The organism is Dictyobacter halimunensis, from assembly GCF_036245075.1.
Map to the genome: position 1 here is coordinate 4,146,178 of NZ_BSRI01000002.1, position 20,025 is coordinate 4,166,202.

The 20,025-nt window shown below is 54.0% G+C and carries 13 protein-coding genes and 1 riboswitch; of the genes, 3 read left to right on the forward strand and 10 right to left on the reverse strand.

The window, feature by feature from the left end; translation table 11 throughout:
• Positions 1-21: 21 nt before the first annotated feature.
• A complete protein-coding gene (locus tag AABA21_RS31115) occupies positions 22-1,557 on the reverse strand; it encodes a glycine hydroxymethyltransferase (protein WP_338256240.1) in 1,536 nt (511 codons plus the stop codon).
• A 56-nt stretch (positions 1,558-1,613) separates the two neighbouring features.
• Positions 1,614-1,705, reverse strand: a riboswitch (ZMP/ZTP riboswitch).
• A gap of 399 nt (positions 1,706-2,104) precedes the next feature.
• Here AABA21_RS31115 and AABA21_RS31120 point away from each other — a divergent pair.
• Positions 2,105-3,676, forward strand: a complete 1,572-nt coding sequence (locus AABA21_RS31120; protein WP_338256241.1) for a HEAT repeat domain-containing protein — start codon at positions 2,105-2,107, stop codon at positions 3,674-3,676.
• Positions 3,677-3,766: 90 nt separating this feature from the next.
• Here the strand turns inward: AABA21_RS31120 and AABA21_RS31125 are convergent, their stop codons facing one another.
• The 8 genes from AABA21_RS31125 to AABA21_RS31160 form a co-directional block, all read right to left on the reverse strand.
• A complete protein-coding gene (locus AABA21_RS31125) occupies positions 3,767-5,326 on the reverse strand; it encodes an APC family permease (protein ID WP_338256242.1) in 1,560 nt (519 codons plus the stop codon).
• Between the two features lie 278 nt (positions 5,327-5,604).
• Entirely contained in the window at positions 5,605-6,828 is a 1,224-nt protein-coding gene (locus AABA21_RS31130) for an acetylornithine transaminase (protein ID WP_338256243.1), read from the reverse strand.
• A 310-nt stretch (positions 6,829-7,138) separates the two neighbouring features.
• The gene (locus AABA21_RS31135; protein WP_338256244.1) at positions 7,139-8,254 is read right to left on the reverse strand and encodes a CPBP family glutamic-type intramembrane protease; all 1,116 of its coding nucleotides are present in this window, start codon (positions 8,252-8,254) and stop codon (positions 7,139-7,141) included.
• 164 nt (positions 8,255-8,418) lie between these two features.
• Positions 8,419-10,425: an ATP-dependent zinc metalloprotease FtsH gene (ftsH, locus tag AABA21_RS31140; RefSeq protein ID WP_338256245.1), complete on the reverse strand. Its 2,007-nt coding sequence runs from the start codon at positions 10,423-10,425 to the stop codon at positions 8,419-8,421.
• A gap of 275 nt (positions 10,426-10,700) precedes the next feature.
• Positions 10,701-11,435 (reverse strand): ComF family protein, encoded by a 735-nt coding sequence (locus AABA21_RS31145; protein WP_338256246.1) that lies wholly within the window; start codon positions 11,433-11,435, stop codon positions 10,701-10,703.
• Positions 11,436-11,559: 124 nt separating this feature from the next.
• Entirely contained in the window at positions 11,560-13,038 is a 1,479-nt protein-coding gene (gene lysS / locus AABA21_RS31150) for a lysine--tRNA ligase (RefSeq protein ID WP_338256248.1), read from the reverse strand.
• A 334-nt stretch (positions 13,039-13,372) separates the two neighbouring features.
• On the reverse strand, positions 13,373-13,837 hold the full coding sequence (gene greA / locus AABA21_RS31155; RefSeq protein ID WP_338256249.1) for a transcription elongation factor GreA: 465 nt from the start codon (positions 13,835-13,837) through the stop codon (positions 13,373-13,375).
• A 93-nt stretch (positions 13,838-13,930) separates the two neighbouring features.
• On the reverse strand, positions 13,931-14,788 hold the full coding sequence (locus AABA21_RS31160; protein ID WP_338256252.1) for a biotin--[acetyl-CoA-carboxylase] ligase: 858 nt from the start codon (positions 14,786-14,788) through the stop codon (positions 13,931-13,933).
• Between the two features lie 1,247 nt (positions 14,789-16,035).
• Here AABA21_RS31160 and AABA21_RS31165 point away from each other — a divergent pair.
• Together AABA21_RS31165 and AABA21_RS31170 are read left to right on the forward strand one after the other, a co-directional pair.
• Positions 16,036-16,215: a hypothetical protein gene (locus AABA21_RS31165; protein WP_338256253.1), complete on the forward strand. Its 180-nt coding sequence runs from the start codon at positions 16,036-16,038 to the stop codon at positions 16,213-16,215.
• 167 nt (positions 16,216-16,382) lie between these two features.
• Positions 16,383-18,884, forward strand: coding sequence for a sugar phosphate nucleotidyltransferase (locus AABA21_RS31170; protein ID WP_338256254.1), 2,502 nt, complete (start codon positions 16,383-16,385; stop codon positions 18,882-18,884).
• 97 nt (positions 18,885-18,981) lie between these two features.
• On the opposite strand, the gene AABA21_RS31175 is transcribed toward AABA21_RS31170, so the two are convergent.
• Positions 18,982-19,989 carry an NAD-dependent epimerase/dehydratase family protein gene (locus AABA21_RS31175; RefSeq protein WP_338256256.1) on the reverse strand — a complete coding sequence of 336 codons (1,008 nt, stop codon included), beginning with the start codon at positions 19,987-19,989 and terminating at the stop codon, positions 18,982-18,984.
• Positions 19,990-20,025: the final 36 nt, after the last annotated feature.

The window sequence follows — 20,025 nt, forward strand, 5'->3', positions numbered from 1 at the left end:
GATAGCCGGATGAACGATTGCTTAGTTGGCGGTAGCCGTTGCTACTTCTGCCTGTACGAGATCGAGGTTGAGCTCTGGATAGAGCTGGTGGCGGGCCAGCAAGTTCTGCACGCGCTGCTGCGCATCGGCCAGGATCTGCTCATCCAGAATATATTTGGTCAGGCTCTTCTTGCCGCTGGCGGTTTTGGCGGCCGTGACGTTGCCGAGCACCAGCTTGATGATGCTGGCGATCTCGCGCATCTCCGCTGGTCCCATGCCCAGCGTCGTCGTCGCCGGCGTCCCAATGCGCAGGCCACTGGTATACCAGGGTCCGTTGGCATCGAAGGGGAGCGAATTGCGGTTCAGCGTAATATTGCACTCGCGCAGCACCGACTCGGCCTGGCGACCGGTCAGACCAAAGGTTTTAGCCACATCGATCAGCAGCAGATGATTATCGGTCCCGCCGGTCAGCACATTGAGCCCCTCTTCTACACACGCTGCGGCCAGCGCCTGTGAGTTCTCAACGATTTTATGGGCATAGGTCTGGAACTCAGGCCTGGAGGCTTCGTGGAAGGCAATGGCCTTCGCCGCCATCACGTGTGGCAGCGGACCACCCAGCATGGCGGGACAGCCCTTGTTGACCCACTCGGCGAACTCCTCTTTACAGAGGACCAGGCCGCCGCGTGGACCACGCAGCGTCTTATGGGTGGTCGAGGTTACCACGTGCGCGTGTGGAACCGGGTCGAACTCGCCCGTGAAGACCTTGCCGGCCACCAGGCCCGCGAAGTGGGCCATATCCACCATCAGCACGGCCCCTACCTCATCTGCCAGCTCGCGCATACGGGCAAAGTTCAACTTGCGCGGATAGGCGCTGTATCCAGCCAGCAGGATCAGGGGTTTGACCTCATGCAACTGCTGGCGCAGTTGATCCAGATCAATCAGGCCGCTGTGTGGGTCGACCGAATAGGTATAGACGTCGAAAAGGTGGCTGGAGATGTTATGGCGATAGCCATGGGTGAGATGACCGCCGGAATAATAATCCAGGGAAAGGAGACGCTGGTTGTGAACCGCCGCGCGCACCTTGTTCCAATCCTCACGCGAGAGCTTGGATGGATCTTCCTGACCCAGCTCGGCCAGTACCGGTTTCTGCGCTTTGGCTGAGAGGATCGCCAGGAAGGCCACCAGATTCGCGTCGGCGCCTGAATGTGGCTGCACATAGGCGTAGTCGGCCCCGAAGAGCTGTTGCGCCAGCCGGGCCGCCTCCGACTCGATGGCATCGACATTATCGCAGCCCGCGTAGAAACGGTGGTTGGGATACCCCTCGGCATACTTATCGGTTAGCAGGTTGCCCATGGTCAGTTGCGTAGCGAGCGAGCTATAATTCTCGCTGGCGATCATCTTCAAATTGCTGCGCTGATCCTGCAACTCCTGAATGATGCTGGCAGCGATCGTCGGCGAAACACTGTTGACCTGGTCCAGGGAGGCATAAAAGGCCGCAGCAGCAGAATCGGGGGATTGACCATCCAGGCTATTGAGATAGCGAACCAGCAGGGACTGTGTGGGAGTGTGTGTAGACATCGTCGGTACTCCTTTGCTGTCAATATTCCAAAAACGTCCGCGAACGCTTTTTTCGTATATCCAGCCCAGGCGAGCGACTGTTGTATTTTTATTTCTCCTGACTTCCTCGTGGTTATCCACTACTCTATCGCCAGTTGCCAGAAGAATACAATTTTCAATCTCCTGAAAGATGATCCTGACGTACCACCTTCCATACTTATAAGTATAACAGCCCTCCGAACACAGTCAAGTGGGCATGCTCTTTTTCTTTTTAACCAGTTGTTGGTGTGGTGGTGTATTGGGGGCGCATCTGCGCCCCCAATACACCACCACACCAACAAAACCAGTGCGGCCGCGTAGCGGACGCCCGTATGGGGGCAAGCATGTTCGCCAACACAAAGAGAGTAAGACACATCTTTTAGAACTTATGGATCAGTTTGTGAGGGGAGGCGGTCAGGAAACGTAATGTTAATGGAATATGTTGCATCCTGGCTTACCTCTATAGGTAACAAGGTGATAACAACATACAACATATATATTTGCAATGTGAGAGCCGTTAAGGATTAGTATGATAGATATAGAGCATTCGTTAGATCAGTTTATCGCTGATCTAAACAGCGAGGATGATGTTGTGCAGCTTCCTACAAATGGGGAACGAAGGGAAAACGAATGTGAGCGTGCAATAGGGTCACTGGCAGCAGCGCTCAATAGTGACATAGCCTCTGATCAGCTTGCTTCCGAAACGTATATCAATGATGATCGTTTGCCAGATATCTTGATTGGATTATATCATCCGCGGCGTCAGCATCGTCTGGAGACGATCTACGCGCTGGCGGAATTGAGAGATGCACGGGCAATCAAGCCCTTGATCTCTTTATTTGAGGACGAAGGCGGCGAGGTCAGTCTGGCCGCAGCCCACGCTGTGGCCACGTTTGGTAGCGTTGCCATGGAGCCGTTGCTGGCCGCCCTTGCCAGTAAGTCGGTGGATCAGCGCTATTGCGCGGCCGAGGCACTGGGGGAGCTTGGCGATAAGCGAGCCGTGGTTGCGCTACTGATCGCGACCAGGGATGAAGAACCGACGGTTCGCGCCCAGGCTGCCGAGGCATTGGGCAAGCTCGGAGATTATCGGGCGGTAGAGCCCTTGATCGCGATGCTACACGATGACTATACAGACGCGCGCTGCAAGGCGGCCGAAGCCCTGGGACTGCTCTGCGACGCCCGCGCGGTCACACCGCTGCTGCTGGCCCTCAATGATAAAAAGGAGCGCGTGCGCATTGAAGCCATCCACTCCCTGGCTCTACTGGGAGATCGTGTCGTGGTCGCGCCTCTGCTGGCGTTGCTTTCTGATTCCCTCTACTATGAGCGCATCGAGATCATTGAGGCCCTGGGCGCCCTGAATGATGAGCAGGCCATCGAGCCGCTGCTGCAAAGGGCGCTACATGACAAAGAGAAGCGTGTGCGCCAGGAGTCTGTCGCTGCCCTCGGCCATGTGGGAGATGAGCGGGTCATTGAGCCACTCAAGGTGGCGTTGACCACCACCAGCGACAGCTTTCTGCGTTCATACATGATTAAAACCCTGGGCATGCTTGGCTGTCGCTATGTCGAACATATTTCCTGTCTGCTGGTGGCGCTGCTGCCCTGGTTATCCGATACCAGTCAGGGACTCTCGTACTATGTACGTGCGGCGGCGGCTACCGCGCTGGGCCGCTTTGGTGATATACGCGCCCTGGAGCCTCTGCTGGCCCGGCTGGATGACGAGAATTACTATGTGCGTGCGCACGCGGCCCGCGCCCTGGTGGATATTCCCGACTGCCGCATCATTCCCCCCTTGATTCGCACACTGTCTGATGCGCACCCCAGCGTACGGGCCATGGGGGCTGAGGCGCTGGGCAAGTGTGGCGATAGGCGCGCCATAGACCCATTATCTGAACTGCTCAAAGATGAAAACGGGGTCGTGCGAGCACACGCCGTCGAAGCGCTAGGCTTTCTCGGGACCGTCCAGACGCTCCCCTTACTCATCTCGTTGCAGTCCGATAACACCCTTGTGGCGACGAACAAACCAGATTGGCAGTGTCGCACGGTGAAGGATGTTGTCAGCGAAGCCATCGAACGCATCACGATGCGCGGCGCACTCTCATAGAGAGTAGCAGACAATCCTCTTGCATAATGATACCCCCGGCGCGTATTCGCGCCGGGGGTATCATTATGCAAGAGGATTGTTCAGTTTTTTTTAATTTTTGCTGCCCACCAGTTGTGTTTCAGTGCTGACGGAGGGTTGCTGCTCCGCTTGCTCCTGAGCCTGCTTGCGCTCATGTTGGCCGCGCAGATAGAAGATCACGGCCAGTAAAACGATGATGCCCAGTGCCGTGAGTTGGGTCGCCTCGTACGGTAGACGCGCCACCTTTGAGACCTGGATCACACTATCCGTTGGGAAGAGCATGAAGAAGACCGCCAGCGCCGCGTATGCGGTGGTCAGGACCGTGACCAGCCAGGCGCCGACCATGCCGCCGGGCACGCGATATGGTCGCTTGACCCGCGGATATTTATAGCGCAGCACCAGGTAGGCCGGATAAATGAGCAGGTAGGAGAGCGTGTTGATCGAGACGGTGAAGCCAAGCACCAGGGCAAACAGAGATTGCGTGGAGCCATCACCGAACGCGGTGATCAAGACGGTCCCCACCATGGCAATGGTGGCGATGAGGCCGCAGAGCAGCGTGGTGATGATCGGCGTCCCATAGCGCGCGCTGAATCGTCCCAGGACCGCTGGCGCGGCATGATCCAGTGCCGCAATCGCATAGGTGCGGTTGCCGCCTCCCATCCATGTCGCTCCGCTGGAGGCCATGGTGATAAGAATCGCCGGCACCAGAATGATTTTGAGCAGCATCATTAGCGGCGCGGGGAGCACCACAAATACATTGCTAATCGCCTGCAGGAAGCCGCTTGAGTTGGCTATCTGCTCCTTGTTAAGCGCCAGGAGGATGACCGCGATCGGGATCGTGTAGGCTACCAGGGCCACGCTTCCGGCTCCCAGCAACGAACGTGGCACGTCGCGTTGAGGATTCTTCATCTCATCGCCAGCGCCGTTCTGCACCTCGAAACCGGTCCATTTAAAGATCAGCAGGGGGAGTATGCCGCTGACGATCAGACTCCAATCGCCCGTCGGCAAAAAGTCCCCTAGCTGTAGATGCGATCCCTGCGCGTGCCCCTCGAATAGAAGAGCTAACGCCAGGATAACGAACAATCCCAGCAGGGCCAGTTTCAGGATTGAGCCAACGATCGAGAGCCATCTGCCGGTGCGCATCGGCAGTAGCACACAGACCACCGTTCCCCAGATAAATGCCAGCGAGATCGCGATCGTGATCAGGGTATCCGAGACCTTGTTGCCTCCGAAGAGCATATTGATATCGCCAAACCAGAACAGCTTGATGGAGGTGATGACCGTGACAAACATGGTGCCACCGATCCAGAGCGGATTTGAGATCCAGTAGAACATCGAGGTCAGGGCCGCGTAGAAGCGTCCAAATGCCAGTCGGCTCCATTCATATACGCCACCCTCCTGGGGAAAAGCGCTCCCCAGTTCGGCGGTCAGCAGACCATAGGGCAGCAGAAACGTCACGGCAGAAAAAAGCATCCAGAACAGCGCCTGCCCCCCGTAAGAAGAGACGGCCCCCAGGGTATCGATGCCGAGGATGGCCGCAATGGTATAAAAGAGCATATCGACAAAGTGAAAATCACGCCTGATCTTCTTCTTTTCTTCCATCATCATAGTAGAAGATTGATTATTATCCAAAACGAACTCCTGTATGTAAATAGGCATAAAGGGATATTAGATGATTAATAGAAAATGCAGAATGGCTGTTGAAGTAATTCGCATCCACCCACATGTGCACAGCAACGTGCCCACCACCAGATACCTGAACGTTAGATATCCTGAGGTAATAACTCTATAAGCATATCATCGTGTATAAACATATGTCAAAGAAACTATTTGGATTTATCCAGTGGAACCCAAAGGGAAGGGGTGGAGCCGCGACTGCGGCTCCACCCCTTCCCTTTGGGTCTTTATTCCTATGCCTGGGCGGCGGGTAGGTCGGCTACCTCTGCCAACGTGGCATCGAGAATCTGGGTCGCCTCGTCGATGTCGGCGGTGGTCAGGATCAGGGGCGGAATCATGCGCAGCGTTTGTGGATTGGTGCTGTTGAGGAGGAGTCCATGCTCCATCGCTTTCTGCACAATCACGGGTCCCAGACCGTGTTTGACGTTGACCGCGCGCATCAGGCCGATGCCTCGCGGGCTATCGATGAAGGGATACTTCGCGCCCAACTGCTCCAGTTTCTCCTTCCAATACTCGCCCATTCTGGTGGCGTTGTCAAGGAGATTCTGCTCGGTGATCGTTTTGATGGTGGCGATGCCGGCGGCACAGGCAATAGGATTGCCGCCGAATGTCGTGCCATGGTCGCCCGGCACGAATATATCTGTACGTGGATCCGTCAGCATGGCGCCGATCGGCACGCCGCCGGCCAGCCCTTTGGCCAGAGTGACGATATCGGGACGCACATAGTGCTGCCAACTGAAGAACTTGCCGGTGCGACCCGATCCAGCCTGGACCTCGTCGCAGATGAGCACCAGGTTCTGCTCATCACACCAGTCGCGCAGACCCTGCATGAACTCCTGGCTGGCTGGCCAGATGCCGCCTTCTCCCTGAACCGCCTCAACCAGAATGGCGGCGGTCTTATCGCTGGTCGCCTTTTTTACCGCTTCCAGATCGTTAAATGGCACCTGTTTAAAGCCATCGGGCAGGGGAGCCCAGGTGGCCTGGTAAGAGGGCTGGCCGGTCGCGGCGGTCGTCGCCATCGTACGGCCATGGAAGCTATTCTCCATGCTGATGATCTCGTAGGCGCCATTGCGATGCAGGCGACCATACTTACGAGCCAACTTAAAGGCACCTTCGTTCGCCTCGGCACCACTATTTGAAAAGAACGAGCGCATCCCATCGCTCTGAATGCCGAGCAATTCTGCCAGCTCGATCTGCCGTACATTGTAATAGAGGTTAGAAACGTGTACGAGCTGCGTCACCTGTTGCTGAACCGCCTCGACAACAGCGGGATGACAATGGCCCAGAACATTGACCGCAATACCTGCCACAAAATCGAGATAGCTCTTGCCCTCGCTATCCCATACACGCGTGCCTTCTCCACGTACGAGCGTGATGGGGTGGCGTTTAAACGTTCCCTGATAATATTTCTGCTCAAGGGAGACCCAGTCGCGTTGGTTCAGCTCTGTTGTTGTCATAGAGACCGCTCCTCTTCATCCAAGATATTGTTGATTACTGGTATTCTGTATAGATTGCTCAGGCATCAAATAGATAAAACGGTACGTGAAAAAACTGATATGCTTGTATGTGTAGCGAGCATAGGGAACAGAACACCCTGCCATACAATGAAAAAAAAGTTCCTGGAAAACTCCGGCTCCCAGATGTATATCGCCTGCAAAGGGAACGAAGAACCTGGAACTTTTGCTGTACTCTTCTCATTGTACAATGATGTGATCCATACGGACAACCCCCTGAGGCATGGGCTCTCCACTGATCAATTGGGTGCGGCTAGGCCCAGCCTAGAAATGTAAGCATGATTGAGATGGTATCGATCAGTCCATGGGCGATGACGCATGGCCAGAGATTGCGTTTATAGAGCAGGTAGAGCAGCCCGGATAGAAAGCCGTAGCTCCCGGTCAGCAGGACGCCTGCCAGGCCTTGATAGGCATGTGCCGATCCAAAGATAATGGCCTGACCGAAGAGCGCGATGGTCCAGCCGCCGCCCTCTCCTCCAAAGAGATCGGCGATGCGATTAAAGAGATAGCCGCGATAGATCAGCTCTTCCCCAAAGGCGACCGTGCTCCAGATATTGATAAGAGTGGTAAATAATTGTGTCGGATCGCCCCGTACGCTATTGAAAACCGCGGTATCTGGCGACGTGTGGATGAGAGAGGTGATGATGGGACTCACAACCAGGGTGCTGAGTCCAAATAATACCAGTCCACCTATCAGGCCGTAAAGGATGGTGGAACGCCACTGGCGCGGCGTGCGCAGCCCCATCTGGCTCCAACTGCTGCCGCGCAGCCAGAGCAGCGCCATAATAACCAGGAAGATGGTCATAAAGCTGACCAGGCCAAAAGACGTGCTGGCAATGTTGAGGAGAACAATGCCCAGAACCTCGATGGCGATCAAGATCTTATTGTCGCGCAACAGGGTAATGCTGCGACCACGGCGCGAATTGATTGAAACATAGGTGGGAGCGCGTCCGGGTTGTGAGGTAATAGAGATCGGCGTCTGCGCGCTTTCATCGTTGCTCTCCAGAGAGAAGATGTTCCCTTCGGGATCTTTGCCATCGCAGATCAGCTGACCAGTCTCAGGCGAGCGAATATCGCTCACCTCGATATCCTTCTCCAGCAGTAGCGTGCGGCTCTGGCGCAGATCGGCCACGCGAAAGACGAGCTTGGGCGCCTTCTCGCTCGTGCCCTCCTCTTCCCTGGTGGCATGTAAAACCAGCATACAGGTGCCTGTATACATTTTCACATCATAGAAATCCCGGTAATCCTGCACGCCCTCTGGCTCATAGACCTGAAGCCCCAGCATCTCGTGATAGAACGCAACCTGCAGATTCATATCATGGACCGGTAGAATAATTTCTACCAGCTCTCCCATGCCCATATTGACCATGAGCTTTTTCCCTTCGGCTGTAGAAATAAATGGTATATATATTTTGAGAGGGAATGCAGAACCAGTGCTTCGCACTGGTTCTGCATTCCCTCTCAAAATATACGAGCACCGCAGGTGCGAAAACCCGTGCCATCATGCGCTAAGAAAAACGTTTGACGCCTTTCTTAGCGCGATGTGTTTTTGTCGTTGCCATATGGTGGCTGCAGCTGCGGCGGTAAAGGATAGGATGACTTTGGTGCAGGCAATCCTTTCTCCTCGCCACGGTTGGCGTGATAGCCGTCATAGATGACGGTCTCAATCATCTCGCCCTCATCCTGAGTCTCCTCAGACACCGGTTGATTGAACAGGGACTCAAAGAGCGGACCTTCGAGCGTCTCCTCTTTGATCAGGCGTTCGCTGATCATGATCAGGCGACTCTTGTTTTGCATCAGGATGTTGTAGGCCCTATCAAAGGCTTCCTGAATGATGCGGCGAATCTCCTCATCGATCTCGCGGGCCGTCTGTTCGCTATAGTTGCGCTGCTCACCAAAGTCGCGCCCCAGGAATACCAGCTCGTCTTTATGGCCGAGCGCCATGGGGCCGATGCGACTGCTCATTCCATATTCGGTCACCATTGAGCGCGCGATCTTGGTGACGCGTTCAATGTCATTAGATGCGCCGGTAGTGACTTCGCCGAAGATGATCAGCTCGGCCACGTGGCCGCCCAGGGCATAGGCCAGCATATCCTCGAACTGCGGCTTGCTCCACAGGTAGCGGTCCTCGGTTGGTAGCAGCATGGTGAAGCCGCCCGCCTGTCCACGCGCAACGATGGAGACCTTGTGGACCGGATCGGTATTGCGCAGCATACGCGCGACGAGGGCGTGTCCGACCTCGTGATAGGCTGTGATAGATTTCTCGCGCTCACTGATGATGCGGCTCTTGCGTGCCGGACCAGCGACCACGCGATCGATGGCCTCCTCAAGCTCGCTCATCCCGATTTTACGCTTATTGCGGCGCGCGGCCAGGATGGCGGCCTCGTTCAAAAGATTCGCCACGTCCGCGCCTGAGAAGCCCGGCGTCTGTTTGGCCAGCACTTCCAGGGATATATCTGGCTCCAGTGGCTTGCCCTTCGCGTGCACCTGCAGGATCGCGATGCGCCCACGAATATCTGGACGATCCAGCACAACCTGCCGATCAAAGCGCCCCGGTCGTAGCAGCGCCGGGTCAAGTACATCTGGTCGGTTGGTGGCGGCGATTACGATCACGTTGGTATTGGTATCAAAGCCATCCATCTCGACCAGAATCTGGTTGAGCGTCTGCTCGCGCTCATCGTGCGAGCCGCCCAGACCCGCGCCGCGCTGGCGCCCTACGGCGTCGATCTCATCGACAAAGACGATACAGGGACTGTTGCGCTTCGCCTGCTCGAACAGATCGCGCACGCGGCTGGCGCCCACACCGACAAACATCTCGACAAACTCGGAACCACTGATGTTGAAAAATGGTACACCGGCCTCACCAGCGACGGCTCGTGAGATCAGCGTTTTACCGGTTCCAGGTGGTCCAACCAGCAGCAAGCCTTTAGGGATACGCGCACCCAGGGCGGCGAACTTCTCGGGAAACTTCAAGAATTCAACGATCTCCTGAAGCTCTTGTTTGGCCTCTTCAACACCAGCCACATCGGCAAAGGTGACCGAGGGTTTATTGCCCATGAAGATGCGCGCGCGGCTCTTACCAAACGACATGGCCTGATTATTGCTTCCCTGAGCCTGGCGGAACATCAGAAGAAGGATTATGCCCAGCAAGATGAAAGGGATAAAGCCTGCGATGGTACCAAGCCAGCCCCAGATAGGACTGGGAGACTCAAACTGAAGTTTGAGTACCTCTGGATTGGCGTAATCGATATTGTTCTCTTTGAGCACCCGCGTGATGTCAAAGTTGCTGTCAATGGTCGCTGCTTCCTGTGGAGCATTCGCTGTTTGTCCCCTGACCAGCGTGATTCTTCCGTCGGTCACCGTCAGCGTGTCTAGCTGCTGCTTTCCAACATCCTGCTTTACATCACTGAGGATGGTAGACGCCGGCACCGATTTCACGTAACTCTGTGGCCGAAAGATAAAGACAATGATCAGAACGGCGATTGGCAAGATCAGGAGCCAGAAAACGCTCGTTCTGAGCCATTTTCCATTAGTTAACATGGGGGCTCCTCTCTAAGAATGAGCATGCACAAGTAATACCAGCAAGAGATGCATTATTTGTATTGATGCTAGCTGGCATCGCATTTGGTACTCGTGTGTGTCTTATTATAGCACACCTGGTCTTAAGTCTCCTGCAAAGCATTATAAAAAAAGTCGTTGATATGATACTATGTTTAGCTCAACAAATGCTTGTAAAATGAACTACTCTGTGTAGTATAGTAAATTTGCGTTTTGTACATGGTGATGTAGCAAAGAAGTACAGGTGTCCTTTTTTCTTATAGCTTATTATTATCAATGCGCGCATCGCCGAGTGGACGCGCCAGCACCAGTCCCCACACGGCCTGTGCGCCAGCCGCGAAAAGGGGAGCCGCGCAGGCTTCCAACGTCGCACCTGTTGTGCAAACATCATCAATAATAAGAATTCTACGCTTAAATAATGATTGGGTTGTATCTTGCGGGGTATAACTGAAGGCGCCCTGTAAATTTTTTCGTCTCTGCCGCGCGGTTAATGTCACCTGGGCGGGCGCATTATGCAAGCGCTGAAGCCGAGTGGTATACATGGGGAGTCGTAGCAAATGTGCACACGATTCTGCCAATAGTTGAGATTGATTATAGCCACGCTGTTGTTGCTTCTCTGGATGGAGTGGGACGGGAATGATAATATCTGCCTGCAGCCCATAGTGCTGATAGGCCCGCGCCAGCAGGCATCCCAGTGGTTCAGCCAGGCGCCGGTTGCCCTGGTATTTCAGGGCACGAATACACGAGCGCAGCGGCTCCTGATAGCCGCCAACCGCCCGCACGCCGCTCAACTGTAGCGGCTGATGCTGGCAGCGCGCGCACAGTATGCCGCCATTACCAGGCGGCAGACCACAGCCATAGCACAGCGGCGGCCTGAACCACGAAACAGTCGCGGCACAACGCGCGCACAGCACATCCCCACTGGCCTTACACCGCACGCACTGCGGCGGAAACAACAGATCCAATGCCCGCTGTATCACATCACCCCACACAGCCCCTCCTCACCTTCTATCCTTCTCTAATAAATAGATGCATTAAAAAAGGTAGAAAGGCGGAAAAAAAGAAGAGGAACAGGCCTGCTGTGGCAGGCCTGTTCCTCTTCTTTTTTTCCGCCCCCTAACTTTCGTCGGCGGATTTGCGCATGGTGGGGAAGAGGATGACGTCGCGGATCGATTCCTGGTCGGAGAAGAGCATGGCCAGGCGGTCGATGCCCAGGCCGACGCCGCTGGTGGGAGGCATTCCCACCTCCAGGGCCTCCAGGAAATCTTCATCCAATACCTGGGCCTCCTCGTCTCCCTGGGCGCGCTGGCGTGCTTGATCTTCAAAGCGGGCCCGCTGATCGAGTGGATCGTTGAGCTCAGTATAGGCGTTCCCGCACTCCAGGCCGCCGATGAAGGGCTGGAAGCGCTCGACCATTCCCGGCAGCGTGCGATGTTTCTTGGTCAGAGGCGAAACATCTTCGGGATAGTCGATCAGGAAGAGGGGTTGGCGCAGTTCCGCATGGCCCTGGCGGAACATGGCGCTCTTTAGATCCTCAATCAGCCGCCCATAGCCCAGTCTGGGATCAACCTCAAAATTTCTGGCCCTCATCTCCGCCGCCAGGCTTTCGCGATCTGGATACTTCTGCACGTCTATGCCTGTAAACTGGTGGATGACCTCTAATAAGGAATAGCGCTTCCAGGGGGGCGTCAGGTCAAGCTCGGTCTCCTGGTACGTGATGCGGGTCGATCCCTTCACCTGTTGGGCGATGAAGGCCAGCATGTTTTCGACCAGTGTCATCGTGTCGTTATAATCGGCATAGGCCATGTAGAACTCGATCAGGGTGAACTCTGGATTATGGTTGCGGTCGATGCCCTCGTTGCGGAAGCTACGGCCAATCTCATAGACGCGCTCAAAGCCGCCAACGAGCAGGCGCTTATGATAGAGCTCGATCGCGATGCGCAGAAACAGGTCCCGATCCAGCGTATTGTGATGGGTAGTAAATGGCCGGGCATTGGCGCCACCATAGATGGGTTGTAGGATGGGGGTCTCGACCTCGATGAACTGCTCGTTGTCGAGAAACTGGCGCATCGCCGTAATCAGGCGGCTACGTGTGATAAAGATATTCTTGATCTCATCCCCATTGGCGATCAAGTCCAGGTAGCGCTTGCGCTGCCGCGTATCCCGGTCCTCCAGGCCATGGTATTTTTCTGGCAGTGGACGCAGTCCTTTTGAGAGGACGCGCAGCGATTGTACATGCAAGGTCTTTTCGCCCGTGCGTGTATAGAACAGGAAGCCATGCACCTGGACGAAGTCCCCCAGGTCAAGCAGCTTCAGCAGTTGATAGGTCTCCTTGCCGACATCGTTCACGCGAATATATATCTGGATGCGGCCCGTGCCATCCTCAATCTGAGCGAATGATGCCTTCCCCATTTCACGCAGTAACCGCACTCGCCCAACCAGCGTATAGGAGCCATCGGGTCCGGCATGAGCATCAAAGTCCTTAAGCACATCCCCAATGGTATGTGTGCGCTCAACTGCGTGGGGATAAGGATTGATGCCCTGATCACGCAGGGCCTGTAAGTGTTGGATGCGTATATCTCGCTCTTCAGTCATCGTAAGCTCAACCTTCTTCAAAATGTACTTGCATGGATGCAAAAATCTGTGCTGCTTGCTGGCGCCTGTAGCTGTATTGTAGCATTGTTTTCGGGGTCTAGATAGCAGAATTATTTCATGGTATCGGCGCGACACAACAGGTGGGTGCATCCGCACCCACCTGTTGTGTCGCGCCGATACCATGAAATATTGTGAGCACCACAGGTGCGTAGCGTCAGGGGCCGAAGGCGCGCATCTAAGGCTTTTCGAGGCACAGCAATAAAAAAGACCTGCAAGCCATCGCAGGATGCTTTGCAGGTCGTATCTGGTATCTGGCGTGGCGCGCTATGTGGCGCTACTCAATGGAGGTGATGGTGTATTCTTTCACGCCACCGGGAGTGGAGACAATGACAAGGTCACCGGATTTATGCCCGATTAGTGCTTTGCCGACGGGTGACTCGTTAGAAATACGGCCTGCGCTGGGCTCTGCTTCGAATGCCCCAACCAGTTTGTAGCAATAGGTGCGGCCGTTGCTGGTTTCCAGGTGGACAGTTGAGCCGAGAGAAACGACGTCACTATGTATATTATCAATCAGTTGTGCGCGGGCCAGCATCTCTTCGAGTTCTACGATCCGGCCTTCAAGCTGGGCATACTGGCTTTTGGCCTCTTCATAGGCGGCATTATCGATGACATCGCCAGATTCTTTGGCATCATGAAGATACTGAGCAATTTCGGCACGTTTGACGGTGCGTAAAAATTCAAGCTGATGAGCCGCACGCTGCAATCCGTCATTGGTGAGGAAAATTTCTTGTGACTCCATGTTTTGCATCCTCTCGTTTGTATGGCGGAGGGGGACCTCCGACTTATCTCGTACATCTCTCCAGTATTGTGGGAAGAGGGATGATCGTGGGTGTTATTCGATATCTCCCCAGGTAATACTGATACATTCACCGGAATGACTGCGGAGTAACAGTTCTCCCTGATCATTCACGTCCTCAGCTACGCCGCTGAGTAGTTTCGATCCCTGGTGTACCTGTATCGTACGACCCAGGGTCGAAAGTTGATTGCGCCATTGCTCTCGTATCAAGCGAGAGATGGGACCATTTACATAGGCTTGCGCTTCTCGTTGTAAGGCAAGATAGCGTGTTTCAATCTGATAAAGCAGGCGGGCAATAAACATTTCGCGGCTCACTACATGGCCACTTGATTCCTCAAGGGTGGTAGCTCTTTTCAGCAGCTCTGCATCGGCCTGTTGTAGCGAAGGTTGTTCCGCACTTAAATGCGAGATATGCCCGTTAGCATTGACGCCTATGCCCATGATAGCAACGAGCCGACCCATCTGATCATGACTGGTCTCAATGAGAATACCAGCGACTTTACGTTCACCAATCAGGATATCGTTGGGCCACTTGATCGTTGCCTGGATATTACAAATATCGGCGATGGTATCGACGACCGCCAGTGAAGCGATCATTACCAGCTGATATGGTGGGAATAATGGTCGAAGCACCGTAGATGACAACACGTTCAGGCCAGCTACATCCACCCAACGCCGCCCCTGCCTGCCCTTGCCAGCCGTCTGACTATCGGTGAGTACTACTACCCCTTCCTCTGATCCTTCTCGGGCCAGTTTCATAGCCTGAGAGTTGGTTGAATCTACCGTCGGTGAGTATACAATATGGTTGCCGGTGCCAAGTAGCTCGGTCTTTAACTGATGCCGAATATCTGCGACATCTAAAGATCTGGATGTTGTGGTTTCAAATTCGTCCAAGCTCTATCACTTCTATCTACAAGAATGTATTCCCAAAAGAGCATCAGAATAGCGTAATTGGAAGATAGCACGCACTGTTAAGCTCTATAATAGGAATAGAGCACATAGGTTGGGTGTGCTTTTGTGTTGTATGCGCTTTTAAAATAAGGTGCCTGATATAAAAGCGTTTGGCGTGCCCGTTTGGTCTGGATGAGCTTGCTCGGATTTACAAAAATCCCAGAGCAAGGGCAAATCAGTCTTTTCGCCAATGCTCTGGGAGGTGCTGCACAGACAGGTGGAATACTCTACCTGCCAGTATCTGTTCTTTTAACCTCCACCTGGCTTTAGCCGGGTGTGCGAGATGGCAAGCTAACTAGCAGCTCATTCCTCTCGTCTGGAAGGTGTGAGATCTAACACTGCTGCCTGTGCAGCTAATACTATCAATCATTACACACCACCTCCTTTCGATGACGATATTGTACCATCGAGATTTAATTGTTGTCAAGCTTTATCTTAAAACTCATTCGGAGCATAGAGGCGATCAATACGCACAAGTGGCCCCTCATGAGGCTTCATGCTCTACCATAGTATGTGAAGATCGTGTGAAAATGGATCACTTTTTACGTATCTATTCCTGTAGTAAATGTTTTTCTGGCTGCCCGGCGCAGGCGCGAGATAAGACGAATGGATGACGTTTTTATGATTGACACTACAAAGTGGCACAGCCAGATGACCATATGCTATACTAGTGTAAGTAACAGATAAGAGGCTAGTGTGGTTGTAAGATGATGGTGTCTCTGTTACGAACGCACTCCATGCCGTCATTGTATCACTGTTGATCTGTTTTCAGGGCAGCGCAATCGGCATTTTTCCTCGCGGTTCTGGCCCAGTTATGCCGACATCTGCGTCTGCTTACTAGTGAACATTTTGGATCTAGTTAGCGGTGAAAATCGTGATGACTATGAGTACTGAAACTGGCAACTGCATAAACAGCACTATCTGTTTTCATTTTCTTCCGGTTGTGGGTGGTGGACGGTTCATCTGAACTCATTTGAAAAGAGATAGCTGTCTGTGTTCCGACCAATGATTGCGCCGGCACTTCACGCTTATTCGTCTGACTAACCGACTGATAATCAAACCCGGATGAGTTACTATCCAGGTAACTTGTGCTCAACGGTAGAGCCGGAGCGGTTGGTCAGCTGAGTAGACGTATGGTGTTTGCATAATTGGTTGGTAAAGTAGTAGAAGCGAAGGAAGGAGGACTTTTTATGCAGCAATATATGGATCTGCTTGTCGATGCCCTCCTGGATGAGGGTTTTACTGTAGAGGAAGCACAACGACTCATTCAACTTCAGCAGGAGTATGAGGAACGCAAGGCAACTGAAGAGACGAATCACCATCGTTTCGTACGTTGGATGGTAGAACATGGGCGGTTTAGTGAATGGTAGTGGGGACCGATAATAGCGTGAAAAGTGATCTTGCGACGCTCTTCGCGGATGTTGTACAATGAATTTAGTGGAGCTGATGGGACGGCGTGGCATTGCTACGCCGTCCTTATATTTCCGATAACAGCCGGGTGACCAGGCTGGTTACCTGAATTACAAGGGAGGCCTCTATGAAAGCGGTTGTAATGGCCGGAGGGGAAGGGTCGAGGCTACGACCATTGACGATTCGACGGCCAAAGCCAATGGTTCCTATCGTAGGCAAACCTGTGATGGAACACATACTTAACCTGTTGAAGCGCCATGGCATCACCGAGGTCGTCGTCACGGTTCAATATCTGGCGAATAGCATTGAAGACTACTTTGGCAATGGTTCACAGCTGGGAATGCGTATTACCTATTCCCGCGAAGATGTGCCTCTGGGTACAGCGGGTAGCGTGAAGAATGCCGAAGACCAATTAACCGAGCCTTTCCTCGTAATTAGTGGGGATGCCCTTACTGATTATGATTTGACTGAAGTGATCAAATACCATAACGAGAAAAAATCACTCGCGACCCTCCTTCTGGCTCATGTGCATAATCCTCTGGAATATGGCGTTATCATTACCAATGAGGATGGCCATATCACGCAGTTTTTGGAGAAGCCAAGCTGGGGCGAGGTGTTTAGCGATACTATTAATACAGGCATCTACGTGCTCGATCCCAAAATTTTTTCCTACTTTGAGCGCGATAAGCAGTTTGACTTCAGCCAGGAACTTTTCCCGATGATGTTGAAGCAGGGCGATCCCATCTATGGCTATGTGGCTCCTGAGGGCTACTGGTGCGATGTGGGTAACCTGAGCGAGTATATGCGCGCCAACGCCGATATGCTGCAGCATAACGTCAATCTGGAGATTCCCGCCAAACATATCGGCAACAACATCTGGTGCGAAGAGGGCGCGGAGATCGATCCGGACGCACAGCTCTATGGTCCAGTCTACCTGGGTCGCGACTGTAAGGTGCGCGCGGGCGCGATTATCCATGGCCCGAGCATGATCGGCAGCTATTCGATCGTTGATGAACGTGCCCAGGTGGATCGCAGTATCGTCTGGAATAATTCGTATATCGGAGATCGCGCGGAGCTGCGTGGGGCGATCGTTGGTTCGTCCTCAAATATCAAGAGTAAATCCGTGATGTTTGAGGGATCGGTGATCGGTGATAATTCTATTATCCAGGATGGCGCGATCATCCAGCCGAACGTGAAAATCTGGCCGGATAAAGAGATTGAAGCTGGCGCGGTGGTCAATACCAGTATTATCTGGGGATCACAGGGTCGGCGTGGCCTCTTTAGCCGCTACGGTGTGACCGGGCTGGTGAATGTGGATCTGACGCCTGAGTTCGCGACCAAACTGGGCGCGGCCTACGGCGGTATCCTGCCGAAAGGCTCGGTGGTCTGCCTCAATCGCGATACCCATCGTACTTCGCGCATGATCAAACGTGGCATCAATGCCGGTCTGCCATCAGCGGGTATCGATGTACACGATATCAATCAGGTCCCCTTGCCGGTGGCGCGCTACTTTATCCGCACGACCGAGGCGGTCGGTGGCGTACATGTGAGTATGTCTCCGGTTGATCAGCGGGTCGTGGAAATTAAAATTTTTGATCAAAATGGCCTTGATATCAATAAGACAACTGAACGTAAGATTGAAAATTTATACTTCCGCGAGGATTTCCGCCGCGTCTACCTGGATGAGATTGGCGCGATCGACGTTTTGAGCAATACCGACGTGGTTGGCCATTACCTTGAGGGCTTCAATAAGGTGGTGGACCACGAGGTGGTGCGCAGGCGCAAGTATCAGCTGGTGGTTGACTACGCCCATGGTAGTACCGTCGACATGCTGTCAAACATTCTCAATAATCTGGGTTGTGAGGTTATTGTGCTCAACTCGGGTGTAGAAGAGGCCAGGACCTCCCGTACACCTGACGAGTTTAATAAGGATATGCAGCGACTGGCGACCATTAGCTCGGCCCTCAATATGGATCTGGGCATTCGTATTGATCCCAGCGGCGAGCGCATCTCGGTTGTGGATGATCGCGGTCGCATCCTGGACGGGATGAAGATCCTGTCCGTGATGACCAGTCTGTTTCTGCGTCAGCATCGCAATGGTACGGTGGCCGCTCCGGTGACCGCTCCCAGCGCGCTCCAGCATATCGCTGATCGCTACGAGGGCACCATCCAGCAGACCAAGGTTCTGCCCCACGCCCTGATGACGGCCGCCGGTCGCGAGGGGGTCGTGCTGGTAGGCGATGGCAGTGGTCAGTTCGCCTTCCCGGAAATGCATCCGGCCTTTGATGGCATGCTGGCGATCGCCAAGTTGCTGGAACTGCTGGCGACCTTTAACATGCGCCTCTCCGAGGTGGTTGACGACCTGCCTGCCTACTACATGAGCAGTGCCCGCGTCACCTGTCCCTGGGAGCATAAAGGAAAAGTGATGCGCATCCTCAGTGAGCAGTATCGAGAGCGACGTGCCAAGCCGATCGATGGTATCAAGATCGACCTGGGCAAGGAATGGGTGCTGGTTCTGCCGGACGCGGATGCCCCGTTCTTCCATGTGTTCGCCGAGTCGGTCTCCAATGAGCAGGCGCAGGCGCTGGCAGAAAAATATGCCCGCGTGGTCAGTGGCTTGCAACAATAACTTTCGCACCCGCGCACAGGCGGGCGACCGCACAGGTTTTTGTGAGGGTGCGGCAGAGGCGTATTCGCGCCTCTGCCGCACCCTCATACTATTTTGTTTATGCTCGCGTGAGCGTGGCTTCGGCCACCAGCCTGACGGGAACAGGTTCAGCCGTGGGACGTTGGGGCTGCGCCTCCTTGCCCGAAAGCAGGCGAGCAACCGCCAGGCGTACCCCTTCTGATAGGCTGACCTGCGGCTGCCAGCCCAGAATGTGCCCGGCGCGCGTGTTGTCCAGGATCACCGAAGATGCTTTCAGATAGGGACCGCCAAGGTAGGTGGGTTCGATAGCGCTTTCTACCACCGCGGCCGCCATATGATAGAGCCGGTTGAGCGAATACCCATGCCCTGAACTGAGATGCATAGTAGTGTTTTTTGTGCGTGTGAGATTTTTTATCATAAGTAGATGAGCCCGCATGATATCATCTATAAAGATGTGATCTCGCAGTTCGTTTCCAGTCCCATAGATAATTGAGCGCTGCCGCTTCATGAGCATCTGAATAAAGTAGCTCAGTGGATGATTGGCGCGTGGACTGCTGCTCTCCCCATAGATGTCGGCGTAGCGCACGATGGTATGGGTGAGACCATATTGCTGGCTATAATAGCGCACATACCACTCGCCGGCGACTTTACTGATGTCGTGCGCGCTGCGTGGGTAGAGCGCGTGCTCTTCATTGAGTGGCAATTGATCGGGATCGACCGGTCCATACATGCTGTTTCCGCCGGAGGCAAAGACAAAATGTGTGACCGAGGCACTGACACAGCTATCCAGAACATTGATTAATCCTCTCACGTGGACATCTGCGTCCCTCAGGGCGTGTTCAGCCGTTCCTGGTTCGTGCTGTTGAGCTGCATGGTGGCTCATAATATCCGGACGTTCACTCTGCAATAGCTGCCGCAAGTTGCTATCGCGGACATCGATCTGATAGAAACGGGCGCGTGGATCGATGGTCTGTCGTGAACCTGCCGTGAGGCTGTCGATGACGAAAACGTCATGCCCTGCGTCCAGATATGCTCTTGCTAACTGGCTCCCTACGAAGCCCGCTCCACCGGTGATAGCTATTTTCATACGGGGCCTCTCCATATAGTTATTGTTCTTTGTTTT

Coding starts and splice junctions, on each gene's coding strand:
- AABA21_RS31170 (WP_338256254.1), top strand. CDS start 16,383: ATGAAAGCGGTTGTAATGGCCGGAGGGGAAGGGTCGAGGCTACGACCA.
- AABA21_RS31135 (WP_338256244.1), bottom strand. CDS start 8,254: ATGGTCAATATGGGCATGGGAGAGCTGGTAGAAATTATTCTACCGGTC.
- lysS (WP_338256248.1), bottom strand. CDS start 13,038: ATGACTGAAGAGCGAGATATACGCATCCAACACTTACAGGCCCTGCGT.
- ftsH (WP_338256245.1), bottom strand. CDS start 10,425: ATGTTAACTAATGGAAAATGGCTCAGAACGAGCGTTTTCTGGCTCCTG.
- AABA21_RS31165 (WP_338256253.1), top strand. CDS start 16,036: ATGCAGCAATATATGGATCTGCTTGTCGATGCCCTCCTGGATGAGGGT.
- AABA21_RS31115 (WP_338256240.1), bottom strand. CDS start 1,557: ATGTCTACACACACTCCCACACAGTCCCTGCTGGTTCGCTATCTCAAT.
- AABA21_RS31120 (WP_338256241.1), top strand. CDS start 2,105: ATGATAGATATAGAGCATTCGTTAGATCAGTTTATCGCTGATCTAAAC.
- AABA21_RS31130 (WP_338256243.1), bottom strand. CDS start 6,828: ATGACAACAACAGAGCTGAACCAACGCGACTGGGTCTCCCTTGAGCAG.
- greA (WP_338256249.1), bottom strand. CDS start 13,837: ATGGAGTCACAAGAAATTTTCCTCACCAATGACGGATTGCAGCGTGCG.
- AABA21_RS31175 (WP_338256256.1), bottom strand. CDS start 19,989: ATGAAAATAGCTATCACCGGTGGAGCGGGCTTCGTAGGGAGCCAGTTA.